The organism is Streptosporangium sp. CA-115845, assembly GCF_050943795.1.
Lineage (GTDB): Bacteria > Actinomycetota > Actinomycetes > Streptosporangiales > Streptosporangiaceae > Streptosporangium.
The window spans coordinates 5,069,841-5,084,422 of the sequence record NZ_CP191988.1 but is presented as its reverse complement, the minus strand read 5'-3'; the positions used below and the strand labels follow the sequence as shown (position 1 = coordinate 5,084,422).

15 protein-coding genes are annotated in these 14,582 nt (G+C 70.3%); 8 read left to right on the top strand and 7 right to left on the bottom strand.

The genetic code is table 11. From position 1 onward, the window contains the following. Window positions 1-233: 233 nt before the first annotated feature. Together ACQP0P_RS25190 and ACQP0P_RS25185 are read left to right on the top strand one after the other, a co-directional pair. Window positions 234-716: a SigE family RNA polymerase sigma factor gene (locus ACQP0P_RS25190; RefSeq protein WP_433358962.1), complete on the top strand. Its 483-nt coding sequence runs from the start codon at window positions 234-236 to the stop codon at window positions 714-716. Beyond that, complete coding sequence (locus tag ACQP0P_RS25185; protein ID WP_433358961.1) at window positions 713-1,720, top strand: hypothetical protein; 1,008 nt, start codon at window positions 713-715, stop codon at window positions 1,718-1,720. Before ACQP0P_RS25190 ends, ACQP0P_RS25185 begins: the two co-directional genes overlap by 4 nt. 71 nt (window positions 1,721-1,791) lie before the next feature. Here ACQP0P_RS25185 and ACQP0P_RS25180 read toward each other — a convergent pair whose 3' ends face one another. Together ACQP0P_RS25180 and ACQP0P_RS25175 are read right to left on the bottom strand one after the other, a co-directional pair. Next, on the bottom strand, window positions 1,792-2,601 hold the full coding sequence (locus ACQP0P_RS25180; protein ID WP_433358960.1) for an MBL fold metallo-hydrolase: 810 nt from the start codon (window positions 2,599-2,601) through the stop codon (window positions 1,792-1,794). After that, the gene (locus ACQP0P_RS25175) at window positions 2,595-3,191 is read right to left on the bottom strand and encodes a dihydrofolate reductase family protein (protein ID WP_433358959.1); all 597 of its coding nucleotides are present in this window, start codon (window positions 3,189-3,191) and stop codon (window positions 2,595-2,597) included. The genes ACQP0P_RS25180 and ACQP0P_RS25175 overlap by 7 nt, the downstream gene beginning before the upstream one ends. Before the next feature lie 74 nt (window positions 3,192-3,265). On the opposite strand from ACQP0P_RS25175, the gene ACQP0P_RS25170 reads away from it, so the two are divergent. Next, window positions 3,266-3,763 carry a winged helix-turn-helix transcriptional regulator gene (locus ACQP0P_RS25170; protein ID WP_433358958.1) on the top strand — a complete coding sequence of 166 codons (498 nt, stop codon included), beginning with the start codon at window positions 3,266-3,268 and terminating at the stop codon, window positions 3,761-3,763. 696 nt (window positions 3,764-4,459) lie between these two features. Further along, window positions 4,460-4,744, top strand: a complete 285-nt coding sequence (locus ACQP0P_RS25165; protein WP_433358957.1) for a cellulose binding domain-containing protein — start codon at window positions 4,460-4,462, stop codon at window positions 4,742-4,744. A 20-nt stretch (window positions 4,745-4,764) separates the two neighbouring features. On the opposite strand, the gene ACQP0P_RS25160 is transcribed toward ACQP0P_RS25165, so the two are convergent. Further along, window positions 4,765-5,502 carry a hypothetical protein gene (locus ACQP0P_RS25160; protein ID WP_433358956.1) on the bottom strand — a complete coding sequence of 246 codons (738 nt, stop codon included), beginning with the start codon at window positions 5,500-5,502 and terminating at the stop codon, window positions 4,765-4,767. Window positions 5,503-5,876: 374 nt separating this feature from the next. Here ACQP0P_RS25160 and ACQP0P_RS25155 point away from each other — a divergent pair, with 374 nt between their 5' ends. Together ACQP0P_RS25155 and ACQP0P_RS25150 are read left to right on the top strand one after the other, a co-directional pair. Further along, entirely contained in the window at window positions 5,877-6,479 is a 603-nt protein-coding gene (locus ACQP0P_RS25155; protein ID WP_433358955.1) for a TrmH family RNA methyltransferase, read from the top strand. Continuing rightward, a complete protein-coding gene (locus tag ACQP0P_RS25150; RefSeq protein ID WP_433358954.1) occupies window positions 6,476-7,234 on the top strand; it encodes an rRNA methyltransferase in 759 nt (252 codons plus the stop codon). Before ACQP0P_RS25155 ends, ACQP0P_RS25150 begins: the two co-directional genes overlap by 4 nt. Before the next feature lie 48 nt (window positions 7,235-7,282). On the opposite strand, the gene ACQP0P_RS25145 is transcribed toward ACQP0P_RS25150, so the two are convergent. Further along, a complete protein-coding gene (locus ACQP0P_RS25145) occupies window positions 7,283-7,813 on the bottom strand; it encodes a recombinase family protein (protein ID WP_433382079.1) in 531 nt (176 codons plus the stop codon). 45 nt (window positions 7,814-7,858) lie between these two features. Between ACQP0P_RS25145 and ACQP0P_RS25140 the strand changes: the two genes are divergently transcribed. Next, on the top strand, window positions 7,859-8,362 hold the full coding sequence (locus ACQP0P_RS25140; RefSeq protein ID WP_433358953.1) for a hypothetical protein: 504 nt from the start codon (window positions 7,859-7,861) through the stop codon (window positions 8,360-8,362). Window positions 8,363-8,371: 9 nt separating this feature from the next. Here ACQP0P_RS25140 and ACQP0P_RS25135 read toward each other — a convergent pair whose 3' ends face one another. Together ACQP0P_RS25135 and ACQP0P_RS25130 are read right to left on the bottom strand one after the other, a co-directional pair. Then, entirely contained in the window at window positions 8,372-9,922 is a 1,551-nt protein-coding gene (locus tag ACQP0P_RS25135; protein ID WP_433358952.1) for a hypothetical protein, read from the bottom strand. Window positions 9,923-10,389: 467 nt separating this feature from the next. Further along, entirely contained in the window at window positions 10,390-11,259 is an 870-nt protein-coding gene (locus ACQP0P_RS25130; RefSeq protein WP_433358951.1) for a DUF4394 domain-containing protein, read from the bottom strand. Window positions 11,260-11,570: 311 nt separating this feature from the next. On the opposite strand from ACQP0P_RS25130, the gene recD2 reads away from it, so the two are divergent. Further along, window positions 11,571-13,787 carry an SF1B family DNA helicase RecD2 gene (gene recD2, locus ACQP0P_RS25125; RefSeq protein ID WP_433358950.1) on the top strand — a complete coding sequence of 739 codons (2,217 nt, stop codon included), beginning with the start codon at window positions 11,571-11,573 and terminating at the stop codon, window positions 13,785-13,787. Here recD2 and ACQP0P_RS25120 read toward each other — a convergent pair. Next, entirely contained in the window at window positions 13,784-14,485 is a 702-nt protein-coding gene (locus tag ACQP0P_RS25120) for an ArsR/SmtB family transcription factor (protein WP_433358949.1), read from the bottom strand. The two genes, recD2 and ACQP0P_RS25120, sit on opposite strands and share 4 nt — an antisense overlap. Window positions 14,486-14,582: the final 97 nt, after the last annotated feature.

Here is a 14,582-nt window from a genome sequence, read left to right as displayed (position 1 = left end):
CGACCGGCCGGACAGTCAGGGTTGTGCGCGTGGCCACAGGCGGCCACGCGCATGCCCTTGCCGGCGGTGGGGCACGGCCGGATATTCGGATTGCACTGGGGATCGAGGTCTCCAACCCAACGCCTCTGTCCCCGGCCGCCATCAAATTTCCCTGGATTGCACCCCACCGTCGGGCAACCCGCCGCCGTGGCCGATGCGTCTGTACCGTCAGCAGATCAGCGGAAGGCAACTAGGTGGCCGACAAGGCGATATTTCAGGACTTCGTGGTGGCGCGGTCCGACCGGCTCCTGCGCTTCGCGTACCTCCTCACCCACAACTGGGCCACAGCCGAGGACCTCCTGCAGGAATCTTTGGCCAAGGCGTGGTTCGCCTGGCCGGGCATCGACGAGCCGGAGGCATACGTGCGACGCGTGCTCATCACGACCTACACCTCGTGGTGGCGCAGGCGGTGGCGCCGGGAGCTGCCCAGCGACGGCCTGCCGGAGAAGCCGGTGCACGACCAGGTGGCAGACGAGCGGGCGGCGCTCTGGTGGGCGGTGGGCCGACTGCCCGCCCGGCAGCGCGCGGTGATCGTGCTGCGGTTCTACGAGGACCTCCCGGTGGCCGAGGTGGCCCAGCTCATTGGCTGCACCCCGGGGACGGTCAAGAGCCAGACCGCCAAGGCGCCGGCCAAGCTAAGAATCGACGAGTCGGTGGTTAAGGAGCTGCAGAGGTGACCGTAGAGAATCTCCGCGACGTACTGCGTGAGCACGCCGACCTGCTGCCGCCGCCGAACCCGTCGCGCGACGAGCAGATACGCGACCGCGTGCGAAGGACCCGGGTGCGCAGGCGGACCGCGATGGGCACGGCCGTCGTGGCGGCGGCGGTGGCGCTGGCCGTGCCGTTCCTGCCCACCACACCGCAGCCCGAGACCACCACGACGGTTTCGGGCGGGCCCCTGCCCGTGCTGCCGGAGCAATTCACCTCGGCGGACGGCACAGGCTACCGGCTCGTGGCCAGGACCGCGATCGAGAAGACGGGTGACGCCAAGGCCACGCTCAAGATCCCCTACACCGGCAAGCCGCTGGACGTCGGCGGCATGTGTGTGGGGCCGGACGACAGCCCGCCGCGAATCAAGGTCGAGGGGTCTCGGCTGCGCGTGCCGGTCTCGTTCATGCACTGTGATCGGGAGCTGCGGCTGCAGCCGCTGGATATCCCCGAAGGCGCCACGGAGGTGACGGTCACTTTCAACACGGTGACCTCCGGCCGGGCCTGCACCCAGAAGGAGCCGGGCGCTCCGTGCGTCACCCCGGCGCGCGCGCATGGCTCGTGGGTGCTGGGCGTATACGAGTGGACGCCGCCCGCACGACCGGTCGCGCCCGAACCACTGCGAAACATTCCCGACCAGGTCGGCAAGTGGCAGCTCACCGAAACGAAAAGTGGCCTCTGGCCGCAGGACACCACGGCCACCTTCGAGGTCGGCGGCCAGGCGGGCAGGGTCGCCCTCGACAAACTCTGCTCGGGCGAGCTGGCCACGCGGCTGCAGTTCAGCTTCAGGGTGAACGGCGAGAGCGGGGGTGCCGTCAGCAGTTGCGGTGTCTGGACCTCAGGCGGGTTCCCGATGGCGATGAACGAGCTCTACCTGACCGAGCCCACCACCATCACCGTGGAGCTTTCCATGGTCAGTCAGTCCACCAACCGCCCGATCCGGTGGTCGGTCGGCCTGTTCGAGCAATCGTAGGAACATGTCCACCACACCAATATGGGGTGTCGGTAACAGCCGCCCCTTGGCTGGCCCCCGTCGCGCTCGCTTCATTGGGCGAGGCGCTGGAGTTGCCCTTCGTGCACGTCGCCCACCCACTCCCAGCCAGGCCTGGCCGATGGGCCGACCCGTGGGTCGGCGGGGACTTGGCCGTTCCGCAACGCGAGTACATACGCCCGATCCTGGTCGATCCGTTCCTGTACCTGGTCGGATCCGCCGACGGAACCGTGGCCCGGGACGACGACATCGACGCCGCTCGCCACGCCCTCGAGCAGCCGCAGCGCGGCGAGGTAGTCCTCGATCGGGTCCGCGGTGTCGTTCAAGTCGAGCATCGGAACCAGGACATCAGAAAGCATGTCGCCGGCGACGAGAACCCCGCGTTCCTCGATCAACAGCGCCGCGTGGCCCGGGGCATGCGCTTGATGCTCGATGATCCGGACCCCGGGGCCATCCCAAGGAATCTGCGCAGTTTCGGCGGGCAGGCCGGTAACGAGGCCGAGCAGGTCCAGCGGTACCTGCCCGGCGATTTCCGTCTCGAGCAGGTGGTCGGCGATGCGGGCCTTCGCACCTGCGTCCGACAGCTGATCTCGGACAGTGGCCGCGCAGCGCGCCGTGCCGTAACGGGGCGCCTCGCCGAGCCGGGCGTGCCAGAGCAGGTGATCCCAATCCGGATGCGTAGAAAACCCTGCCACAACGGGCTGACCCACCTCGCGAAGGTCGTTCGCGAGGCAGTCGATCTCGGAGCCGGTCACCCCGGGGTCGATGAGCAACACACCGGCCCGGCCCTGCACCACAACGGCGTTGCTCTGCACGAACTCGCTCTCGTGAACCCACACACCCTCCGCGACCTGCCTCAGCACGAGCCCGCCTCCTTTACATCCCCGATGGCGTAGCGACGCATCGTGACGCCCTGCTTGAACGATCGCTGCTCGAGCAGGTCGAGGTCGATCGGCACGTCGTAGTCGTCGAACAGCGGCCTGCCGAAGCCGAGGATCGCCGGATGGGTGAAGAGCAGCAGCTCATCGAGAAGCCCCGCCCGAAGCAGCTGCGTCGCGAGCGCCGCGCCGCCCACACTGATGCTGCCGTCGGTCCCGGCCCGCAGGGCGGCGAGGTGATCGATCGCATCGTCTCCGCCGATGATCCGGGTGTTGTGATCGGCGCTGCGGCGGGTACGGGAGACAAGCACCTTGGGCTTGGCGGTCCAGATCTCGCCGTACTCACGCATGACATCCGGCAGCGACGCGTCCTCGTGCGCCCGTGGCCAGTACTCCTCCATGACCTCGTAGTAGACCCGGCCCTGGACCATGAGCGCGAGCGCCTGCGTCAGCGCGTTGCACTCGCGGTGCAGTTCCTCGTCGATGCGCAGCCACTCGCCGGCACCGTTGTCCCCGGGAACTTGCTCGATCCGCAGGTCGAGGGACACCTGCATCGAATAAACGAAGCGGCCCATCAGCTCCTCTTCTCAAAAGTGATTGTATTATGCAACTACTATAGGTAGGACGAAATACCTGTCAAGGAGGAATCGTGGAACCACGGTCCGGGTGTCCGATCAACGCCGCCGTCGAGGTGCTCGGAGATCGCTGGTCGTTGCTCGTGCTGCGCGACGTCATCTTCGGCGACCGCCGCTACTTTCGGGCGCTGCTCACCGGGTCGATCGAGGGCATCGCTTCGAACATCCTCGCCGACCGCCTCGTGCGGCTCGTCGAGGCAGGGATCCTCACCCGCGGCACCGCCGTGCGGGGGCAGCGCGCTCGCTACAGCCTCACTGAAGCCGGTATCCGGACTCTTCCGATCATCTACGCCCTCGGCGACTGGGGCCTCGACTGGCGCCCCGGCAGCACCGAGCTCCGGAGCCGGCAGCGGCTCATGCGCGATGAGGGGCCGGCGTTCATCGAGGAGCTCATGGACGAGCTTCGCGTCCGCCACCTCGGCGCCCCGCCGAAGCCGCACGACGGCCCAGGCCCGTTCGAGCGCCTCGACGCCGCCTACGCCGCGGCCGCCGAGCAAGAACACGTCGATTAACGGTGACGGCCCCCCTGACCTTCTTGGGCTCCGGTGGCCTGCCGTCACCGCGCACAAGACGTCTGGGGTCGCCGGAACCCAAGGCCGTCTACGGTCAGCCGTTCCCGGAGCGGCGCCGGGCGGCGCCCAGGACCCGGCGACGCGAGAGCACCCCGGCCCGGCGAGCAGTTGAGGTGTCTGAGCTGGTATACGGCGCCAACCCCCGCGTGAGCAGGCGTCCTCTGCCAGGGTGGCGCCCAGCACCGGACCGAGTCATTCTCGACCGGGGCCGGCACACGACTCCTCGCTTCACCACCACTACAAAAACCTCAACGAAGAGAAAGAGGCTTCACCGATCCCGAGATCCTTCAACCGCCAGAGCGACGCGCTCTGTACGGAGAACGCCCAGGTCCTGGAGCTATGGCGATGATGGAGGGCTCAGGGAACTGTGAGGTTATTCCTTATTCCCGCAGGCGTATCGGGCTCCATGGGCGGGCGCAGGTGAAAGTTTCAGTCGCCACCGGGCACAAGGGCGCCGGACCGCGTCTCGCCGACGCCTGGTAGCCGCAGGTGGAAAGGGATGCGGCGGGCTCCGGAACCTCTTTGAGCGCCGAGGCCACGGCATCCCCGATGGCTCCGGGAGGGGATTTTCGGTATGTGATGAAGGTTCCGAAAGCGCTTTCCGAACCCGTATCCGCTCAACCGCAAGGGGAGAGCATGTCCCGATCATCACCACCGCCCCCGCGCCGCCTGCGCGTGATCTGCTCGGCGGCCGCGCTCGCACTCGCCGCAAGCCTGGCTCCGGTCCTGGTCGCCCAGGCCGCGGCGGCCGGCTGCCGCGTCGACTACTCGGTGTCCGCCCAGTGGTCGGGAGGCTTCACCGGCAACGTGGCGCTCACCAACCTCGGTGACCCGGTCAACGGCTGGACCCTGAACTGGAGTTTCGCCGCCGGGCAGCAGGTGACCCAGGCCTGGAACTCCACCGTCACGGGGTGTCAGTAACAACCACGCCACGAACACCGCTAAAGTGTCCAGTTCCCTGAACGGTTCCGGGCTTCGCGAACGGGGTTGTACGCCTCCCAGGAGCCTCGGTCGGTCTCGCCTCGCTCGTATCGTTCGGCGTTCCAGGCGTCGTAGGCCCGTTCGAGCTGTGGGGTGGACTGGTGCGGGACCTTGCGGCGACGGCAGAACGCAATGAAGTCCAGAGCGGGCTCGGCCGCTCGTCGGCGCCGCTCCGCGCGTGGATCCTCGGCGACCGCGGCCTGGTCGAGGTCCTCGATCCGGCGGGATCGGGCCAGTTCGTGGATGTCGTAGGCGATGCGCCGCAGGATGGCCACGACGCGGGACAGGTCCGCGGCGACCTGGAACCGCCGGGGCCAGTCCGACTCCGGACGCAGGTTCACCACCGTCGGGTACGGCTCGCGGTCCAGGTGCTCCAGCCAGTCGGCACATTGGCGGATCCACTCCACCTCATCATCCAGACGTCCGGCGATATCGGCACGACCCGCCAGATCGCCATCGTCGACGCCGGGATCCTCCGGCGCGGGCCAGCCCGCCGAACGCAGGGCACCCAGCGCTGTGTCGAGGGCGTCGGTATCGGCGTCGGTGACGACCTGGTGGACTCGTGATGAGGACAGTCCCGCCGCTGTGGCGATCTCCCTGATCGACGCGCCCTCGGTTTTCGCCGCCGCCAACGCCCAAGCCCGTTCCCGTTCGGCCTGCTCCAACCGCCATGCCGCCCGGGTCACCCGAGCCAGCACCCGACGTTTCCGCCGCCACGACACCATGTCCACGACCAGAGACCCCCGCAACCAGAGCGTTCAGGAAACTGGACACTTTAGCGGTGTTCGTGGCGCGGTTGTTACCGACACCCCGTCAAGGCGATCGGGCTGCCGGAGATGCTGTTCGAGGGGGTGTCGGAGAAAGTCGTGGAGGCGTGGCGCAGCAGGCGGAGCCGGTCTGCTTGGCCAAGGTGTCTGGCGTCGGCCTTGACCACGTACACCTCTCGCGGCTCGGCATCCGGCCCGTCAACCTGATGCCGTCCTCCTAGGTACGGTGGAGACGCGCAAGGCGTGGGGAAGGTCCCTTTATCCTGGAGTGCGTGGGCAATTGGGGGCAGTCGGCGTCGGGAGACGTGCGCATCACGCGTGCGAACGCGCGATTCCAGCAGTGGCAGGCGCTGCTGGGCAACCGGGCCAAGCGGCAGCGAGCCAGGGAGTTCCTGGTCCAGGGGGTGCGCCCGATCAGCCTGCTGGTCGAATTCGGCTGGCCGGTACACGCGTTGATCTATGACGCCGAACGGCCGCTGTCGAACTGGGCCGAGCAGATGCCGGCGGCAACCGGCGGCGAGCGGGTGGCCATGGCCCCCGACCTGCTGCGCGAGCTGGGCGGCAAGGACGAGGAGATACCCGAACTGCTGGCGCTGCCGGTGGTGCGGTCCTCCTCGCATCGGGAGGTGCCGGCGTGGGTGGAGCGGCTGCACGCCCAGGGGCTGCCGCTGACGGTGGTGGGCACCGACGAGAACGGCACCTGCGACGTCGCCGACCTGGACCTGGCCGGCCCCACCCTGCTGGTCATCGGCAACGAGACCACCGGCCTGAGCGCGGGATGGCGGCAGGCGTGCGACACGATGGCGCGCATCCCGATGGCCGGTTCGGCCAGCTCCCTGAACGCCGCCAGCGCGGCGACCGTCGTGCTGTACGAGGCCGCCCGCCAGCGTCGCAGCCGCACCGCATGACCTACCGTCACGCGACCGTCCGGACCGGCCATCAGGACCTGGCCAGCGGCGCGGTGCTGCATTCGGCTCCAGGGTTTCCCGCGTTCCCGGTCCGGCTGGCCAGCGAGATCTTCCAGCGCGCGCTGGCTCTGCGCGGCGGCGACCGGCCCGCGGTGCTCTGGGATCCATGCTGCGGCAGCGGTTACCTGCTGACCGTGCTGGCGTTGCTGCACCGGCGGCAGATCGCCTCGGTGCTGGCCTGCGACCTCGCCCCTGAAGCGCGGCACCTGGCCGAACGCAATCTCGCCCTGCTGAGCCAGGCCGGTCTGGCGGCCCGCGCCGCCGATCTCCAAGAGCGTGCCGCCCGCTTCGGCAAACCGGCCTACGACTCGGCCGCGCGTGCCGCCCGCCAGCTCGCCGCCGGACTCGACGCCGCCGGAGGAGACGTGCCGCACGCGGTGCGCCAAGCCGATGTGTTCGACCCCGCCCAGCTCCAGCGGGCACTCGGCCACCACGCACCCGACATCGTGATCACCGACGTCCCCTACGGCGAACAGACCCACTGGCGCGGACCCAGCGCGGCGGCAGGGGTCACCGGCATGGTCGAGGCGCTCACGGCGGTGCTTCCGCGCGACAGCGTGATCGCGGTGACAGCGCGGGGCCGCAAGGTCCCTGCGGATCGCGGACCGCGCCCCCAGGCCTCCTTCAGAATCGGTACCCGAGCCGTCGCACTGTTCCGGACCTCCGGAGGTCTTCATGCCTCCGCACGTGCCTGACGGCCAACGGGACACCACACCTTCGTGGCGAGGTCCGTAGCCGCCGGCTCACGCCGGCGGCCCGGTGTTTGCGCCGTCGGCGAGCACCCGGTACACGCTGGCCACCGAGGGGTGCTCGCCCTTGTTCTTGCCCGACAGGATGACCAGCTTGCGGGCGATGTCGGGCACAGCCATCCCGCGCTCGCGCAGCGACCGGGCGTAGGCGATCATGTCGTCGTCAAACACCTTCGGCCGCCCGCCGTGGCGGCCGCGCTCGCGCGCCGAGGCCTGGCCTTCGAGTGACTTCTCCCGGAGGTACTCGCGCTCGGATTCGGCCATCCCGGCGAAGAACGCGAACAGCGCCGCCCCGTGCCCGGAGGGATTGTAGATGCCCTGCAGCGGCCCGGTCAGCAGCTCCAGCTCGATGTCGTGATGGCGCAGGTCCTCAGCGATGGCCAGCAGTTCAGCGGCACCGCGGCCCAGGCGCTTCATCTCGTGCACGGTGAAGATCACCCGCTGGTGCGGCACGGCCTGCTTGATGGTGCTGGCGTACGCCATCGCCTTGGTGAACTCCGGCCGCTCCTTGACACGGGTGCTGATCTTCTCGGAGAAGACCGGGTCACAGCCGGCGACAACGGCCGGGGCGTGTCGGCCGACATCTGCTCCGGCAGCCCTGGAGCCGAGTCGTGGTCGGCCTCCGGCGGGGACGGCGTCTTCAACACCTCCGGCCAGATCGTGGGCCGCAAACCCTCCTCGACGAACTTCCTGGCCTGGTGGGACGCCGACCCGGTGCGGGAGCTGCTGGACGCCACCAAGATTGACAAGTACGGCACGAGCGGGGAGACCCGCCTGCTGAGCGCCGGCGGGGTGCACTCCAACAACGGCACCAAGGCCACCCCGGCACTCTCGGGTGACCTGCTGGGCGACTGGCGCGAGGAGGTCGTCTGGGCCACCTCCGACAACACCGCGCTGCGGATCCACACCACCACCACCGTCACCGACCGGCGAATCCACACCCTGATGCACGACACCCAATACCGCACCGCGATCGCCTGGCAGAACACCGCCTACAACCAGCCGCCGCATCCGAGCTTCTTCATCGGCTCGGGCATGTCGGCCCCGCCCAGGCCCAACGTCTACGTGCGCTGAGGGAAGGGCTCAAAGGAGCGGGACCAGGTCGGGACCGACGACGTGCCCCTGATGGAGGTCGGGTTCGTTCTGGTCGTGCCGGAAGTGCCCGGCGTACCAGACGACGACGTTGGTGGCGCTGACGCTCTCGCCGTTGACGAAGCGGTTCAGCATCGCCCGGTTGTCGGAGCCGGGGTTGCCGTCGTAGAGCTCGGCCGGGTGGTGGCGCAAAAACCACAGGTCGGCGACACCGTAGGGGTCTGCGGTGTTGTCGTGCTCACCGGGGTACATCCGCCACCCCCGGCCGCTGGTCTTGTCGGTGACCTGCCAGAACAGTGCGGGAGGGCGCCTTCTTCTGGCGACCTCCCGCACGATCGTCACCGGCTGGGGCACGGTCGAGCCGGTGTCGTCGAACTGCTCGATCACGTCGTTGGCCGAGCCCTCCACGTCGAAGTCGAAACGCCAGTAGACGTGGTGGCGGTGGCGCATGCAGGTACGCGGGTTGCGCACCCCGGCGAAGCCGAAGCGCGGCCTGATCGTGCCCTCGTCGCTCAGGCGCCACTCCGAGGCGTAGCGGTACCAGCCGGCCGCCAGCTCGCTGACGATGCGCAGCTCACCGCCCGTGTGGTGGAAGGCCACGCCCTGGAAGTTGCCGGCGTCGTTGTCGCCCCGCTCCAAGATGGTGCGCGGAGGCTCCGAGCAGATCCGCCACCCCCAGCCCACCGGGTCGGTGCCGGTGGCGGAGAACCGGGTCTCCTGGTTCTGCCAGTCGCGGTAGGTGACGCCGTCCTCCTCGTACTGGACGTTGAGGATCGGCACGTGCGCCTGGCGCAGCACGAGCCTGCCCCGGTAGCGCACCTGCCTCAGCTCGACCCCGGAGCCGTCGCCGGGGTTGGCCGGCGAGGAGGCCCGGGGCCGCACCACGACCATGCTCCACAGCTCGGTGCCGCCGTCGACGACGCGCAGCCGCACCTGGTCGGGGCCGCCCTGGTCGCGCAGGCTCTCCACCCCCACCGGCAGGTGCGACTCACAGTCGCCCGGATGCATCGCGACGCTGACACCGGCGGGGGACCAGTCGACGTCGCCGGCGGCGATGTCCACGGCCACGATGCGGTGCCTGGTCTCACCCGAGGGGTGGTAGATGCCCAGAGTGGGGCGGCGGGTGGTGGTGCCGTCGGGGTTGTCCAGGTCGGCCAGGGGCGGCATGGGCTGGTAGATCAGCACGTCGTCTCCGGCGGGGAAGCGCTCCTCGGCCCGCAGGATCGCCGCCGCGGCCCGCAGCTCCTCGGGGCGCGGGTTGGGCCGGTAGGCACTGGGCAGCACCTGCGCCCCCTCGGGCCGGTCCAGAGTGCCGCGCAGCTCGACCCCCCGGTTGGAGACCGGATCGAACACCGCTGCCCGAAACGAGGCGTTCTCATCTGGATCGTGGCCGAGCGCCACCGCCGGGCCTACGATCAGCCCTGCGGCGTCGGCGACCCGCAGGTGCTCGCGCACGTCGGGGTGCGCTGCGGCCACCTCGCGCACCCGCTCGGCGGCAAGCTCCGCCCGGCCGACCGCCTCAATGATCACCTGTACGGTCATGCCGGCCTCCCCGTCGTGACGTCCACCGGCCGTCCCACCCCCGGCATACGGCGCCTCCCCGTCATACCGTCTCGATGCGGCGCTGGGAAGACCCAAGATCGCAGAGACCGTCCGCGCCGCCGCCGGGGAGCACCGGCCCCGGCCCGGCAACGGCCCTGCGCCCGCACGGTGTGCTCCAGGCACCGGTGGCGGAGCCGTTCGTCAACGCGTGGGCTTCGACCGGCTCAAGGCGATCGACAAACCGCCGGCGGCCAGAGCGACGACAGCACGGTTGCCGGTGCGAGGCTCCCGGGACCTCGCCGCCGCAGCGCCCCGGCTCGGCCGGCCGCTGCGCCATGAGGAGTTCCCAGACGCCGAACACACCCGCGTCCTCGACCGACCGGCCCTCGCAAGGAGAGGGCCCGCACAGGTCACCGCGAGTGACCTCGGCCGGTCGGCGGCAGGTTGTCGGCCGTCCTCAGCCCCCCTCAGCCACGGTCGAGCCGGATGGCGATGTCGAGGACCTGGCGGCTGGCGGGAAAGGCGCCGTAGTTGTAGTTGACGGCGCCGGTGAGCAGGTTGATGCCGTAGAACCCGTAGCGGCCGGCGACCTTCAGCGCGGCGAAGGCACTGTTGGAGACGGTGACTCCCTCGCGCAGCGAGCTGTAGACGTCGAAGCCCGCCGCGCCGCTCGCGGCCACCCGCAGGCTGCCGGTCTGCACCAGGGTGCCCGCCCCCGCGGGCGACTGCAGGCTCACCTGGCCGGTGGCGGTGTTCACGCCGAAGAGCGTCGTGGCGGTGTCCGGGCTGAGGTCGTTGTTGGTGTATCCGGCACCCGACACACCGGTCGCGACCGTTCCCACCACGGCAGGCGGGACGGGCGGGAGGGTCAGCGTACGGTCGGCCACGGTCTGCCCGGCGGCCGGGCCGCCCGTGGGGTCGTCGAGGTTGTGCCGCAGGTTCTGCCCGGTGTCGCTGATCACACGCAGCCGGTTGGCCGCGGGACTGAAGTCGACGCCGAAGTGGTAGCCCCTCAGCGCCACGGTCAGCTGGGAGACCTTGACCGCCTTGGCCGGGCCGCTGAGCGTGTAGACGCCGCCCCGGTCTCCGACGCCGTACAGCCTGCCGTTCTGCACGCGGTAGTCGATGCCCACCAGCCGGGTGTCGCCGTCGAGCCCGCGGATCCTGCCCAGATCACGCGTGCGGCCGGGGGAGCGGATCGCAAAGCCCACCAGACGCTGGTCGCCGGTCAGCCCGATGACGTCGATGCCGGGCCGCCCGGCGGCCGGCGGCGCCGCGGCGCCCGCCGTCGCCACCGTGCCCAGCACCATCATCAGGGCGGTGAGTGTCCTTCGCATGCGCCTCTCCTTCGCAGCCGGGTGCCGTGAGCCCCGGGACTTCGGCGGCAAAGCCGTTACGGATCGGAGAGACTTCATCACACACGGTGCCCGTCTGGCCCGTGAAGAGGGCAGGAGCCATCGGCGTGTCCGCGATTCACCTCGCCCGCCCGGGTACCGGGCCCGGCGAAACCGGCGAAACCTCGCATCCGGCGGTCCCGGTACCCGAGGCGGGCGGAGGCAGGGGCGAATCCGAAACCAGCTGCCCGGGGCAGCCGTCGCCGGGTGAGCCCGGCTTGGAGCCGGAGGTCGGCTGCGGCACAATACCCGCCATGAACACCCCTCCGGCGTCCCCCACTCCCGGCAGCGTGCTGGAGGCCGTGCTCGAACGCATCACCTACGCCAACGAGGAGAGCGGCTACACCATCGCCAGGGTGGCCGTCGATCGCTCCAGCGACCTGCTGACCGTGGTCGGGCCGCTGCTGGGAGCCCAGCCCGGCGAGTCACTGCGGCTGACCGGACGCTGGACCTCCCACCCCAGGTACGGCAAGCAGTTCGAGGTGTGGTCCTATGCCACCGTGCTGCCCGCCACCGTGCAGGGCATCCGGCGCTACCTGGGCTCCGGGCTGATCAAGGGCATCGGGCCGAGGATGGCCGAGCGGATCGTCGAGCACTTCGGCGTCGAGACCCTGGAGGTCATCGAGACCACCCCCGAGCGGCTGGTCGAGGTCCCCGGCCTCGGCCCCAAACGGACCAAGATGATCGGTGTCGCCTGGGAGGAACAGAAGATCATCAAAGAGGTGATGATCTTCCTGCAGGGGGTCGGCGTGTCCACCTCGATCGCGGTCCGGATCTTCAAGCAGTACGGCGACAACTCCATCACCGTCGTCAAAAGCGAGCCCTACCGGCTGGCCGACGACGTGTGGGGCATCGGTTTCAAGACCGCCGACACCATCGCCCAGGCCGTGGGCATCCCGCACGACAGTCCCGAGCGCGTCAAGGCGGGCCTGCGCTACACCCTTTCCCAGGCCGCCGACGACGGCCACTGCTACCTTCCGGCGCCCAACCTCGTCGCCGACGCGGTGAAGATCCTGGAGGTCGCCGCCGAGCTGACCACGCGCTGCCTGCAGGAGCTCATCGCCGAAGACGGCGTGGTCGCCGAGGACATCCCGGTCGGCGACGGCACCGTCCCCGCGGTCTACCTGGTGCCCTTCCACCGCGCCGAGCTGTCCCTGGCGGGCGCCCTGCGCACCCTGCTGACCTGCGAGCACGACCGGCTGGGGGTCTTCGGCTCCGTCGACTGGGACGTCGCGCTCAACTGGCTGCACACCCAGACCGGCGCCGACCTCGCCGAAGAACAGGCCCACTCGGTGCGGCTGGCGCTGACGAGCAAGGTCGCGGTGCTGACCGGCGGCCCGGGCTGCGGCAAGAGCTTCACCGTGCGCTCCATCGTCACCCTGGCCCGGGCCAAGAAGGCCAAGGTGATCCTGGCCGCGCCCACCGGCAGGGCGGCCAAGCGCCTGGCGGAGCTGACCGGCCACGAGGCCACCACCGTGCACCGGCTGCTGCAGCTACGCCCCGGCGGGGAGGCCACCTTCGATCGCGACAACCCCCTGGACGCCGACCTGGTCGTGGTCGACGAGGCCTCGATGCTGGACCTGCTGCTGGCCAACAAGCTGGTCAAGGCCATCGCCCCGGGCACGCACCTGCTTTTCGTGGGCGACGTCGACCAGCTGCCCTCGGTCGGCGCCGGCGAGGTGTTGCGCGATCTGCTGGCCGCCGAGAAGGAGATCCCCCGGGTACGGCTGACCCACATCTTCCGCCAGGCCCAGGAGTCCGGCGTCGTCGTCAACGCCCACCGGGTCAACACCGGCCTGCATCCGGCGCTGGAGGGCATGAGCGACTTCTTCCTGTTCCCGTGCGAGGAACCCGAGGAGATCGCGGCGCTGACCGTGGACGTGGTCACCAACCGCATCCCGCGCAGGTTCGGCCTCAACCCGCGCCGCGACGTGCAGGTGCTGGCCCCGATGCACCGGGGCGCGGCCGGGGCGGGCAACCTCAACCACGTGCTGCAGGAGGCGCTGACCCCCTCGCGCGAGGGCATGCCCGAGCGCCGCTACGGCGGGCGGGTCTTCCGGGTCGGCGACAAGGTCACCCAGTTGCGCAACAACTACGAAAAGGGCGCCGCCGGGGTGTTCAACGGCACCGTGGGCCTGGTCGTCGACATCAAACCCGACGAGCACAAGCTGACCGTGCTGACCGACGAGGACGAGAACGTCGAGTACGCCTTCGACGAACTGGACGAGCTGGCCCACGCCTACGCGGTGTCGATCCACCGTTCCCAGGGCAGCGAGTACCCGGCGGTGGTGATCCCGCTGGCCACCAGCGCGTGGATGATGCTCCAGCGCAACCTGATCTACACCGCGATCACCCGGGCCAAGAAGCTCGTCGTCATCGTCGGCTCCCGCCGCGCGCTGGCCCAGGCGGTGCGCACCCGCGGCGCCGGGCGCCGCCACACCAGCCTCACCCACCGCCTGCGCCGGCCCTAGGGGGCGGTTTCCGCCAGGCCGGTGACGCCCAGCAAGCGGGCCAGGGCCTGCTGCCCGGCGGCGGTGACGGCCAGGGCGCGTCCCGAGCCGATCCGGCTGACCCAGCCGCGCTCCAGCGCGGTCGCGCAGAGCACGGCCCCGGCGGTGCCGGCCAGGTGGTGGCGGCGCTCGGTCCAGTCCAGGCAGGGCCGGGCCAGCAGGCGGCGCCCGCCGACCGGCAGGCAGACCCCCAGCTCGGTGGCGAACCATGACAGCCCGGCGTCGCTGAGCGCGAAACCGGCGTCCTGGCGCAGCAGGCTGCGCGCGAGGAGCGCGTCGTTGATCATCACTCCGAGCCGCCCGGCCAGGTGGTCGTAGCAGGTGCGTGCGGCCGCCAGCGCCCGGGTGGCGCTCGCGGCGCGCAGCGTGGCCGGCTGCGCACCGGCACCGGCGTGGGCGGCCAGGTCCTCGATGAGCTGGGCCACGCCCGGCCCGGCCAGGCGCACGTACCGGTGGCGTCCCTGCCGCTCCTCGGTCAGCAACCCGCCGCCGATGAGCCGCGACAGGTGCTCGCTGGCGGTCGAGGCCGCCACGCCGGCGTGGGCGGCCAGCTCTCCGGCGCTCCAGGCGCGCCCGTCCAGCAGCGCCAGGCAGAACCTGGCGCGCGTGTCGTCGGCGAGCAGGGCGGCCAGCGCGGCGAGCGGGGGACTGAGCGTCATGTACCCATCATCGGCCCGGGACGCTTCGGCGCCGACCGAAGCCTCCCTCTCCACCCTCACCGCCCCACGGCTGACTCCCGGTCAGGATTTTTCCCAC

Coding starts and splice junctions, on each gene's coding strand:
- ACQP0P_RS25165 (WP_433358957.1), top strand. CDS start 4,460: ATGTCCCGATCATCACCACCGCCCCCGCGCCGCCTGCGCGTGATCTGC.
- recD2 (WP_433358950.1), top strand. CDS start 11,571: ATGAACACCCCTCCGGCGTCCCCCACTCCCGGCAGCGTGCTGGAGGCC.
- ACQP0P_RS25175 (WP_433358959.1), bottom strand. CDS start 3,191: ATGGGCCGCTTCGTTTATTCGATGCAGGTGTCCCTCGACCTGCGGATC.
- ACQP0P_RS25135 (WP_433358952.1), bottom strand. CDS start 9,922: ATGACCGTACAGGTGATCATTGAGGCGGTCGGCCGGGCGGAGCTTGCC.
- ACQP0P_RS25150 (WP_433358954.1), top strand. CDS start 6,476: ATGACCTACCGTCACGCGACCGTCCGGACCGGCCATCAGGACCTGGCC.
- ACQP0P_RS25130 (WP_433358951.1), bottom strand. CDS start 11,259: ATGCGAAGGACACTCACCGCCCTGATGATGGTGCTGGGCACGGTGGCG.
- ACQP0P_RS25120 (WP_433358949.1), bottom strand. CDS start 14,485: ATGACGCTCAGTCCCCCGCTCGCCGCGCTGGCCGCCCTGCTCGCCGAC.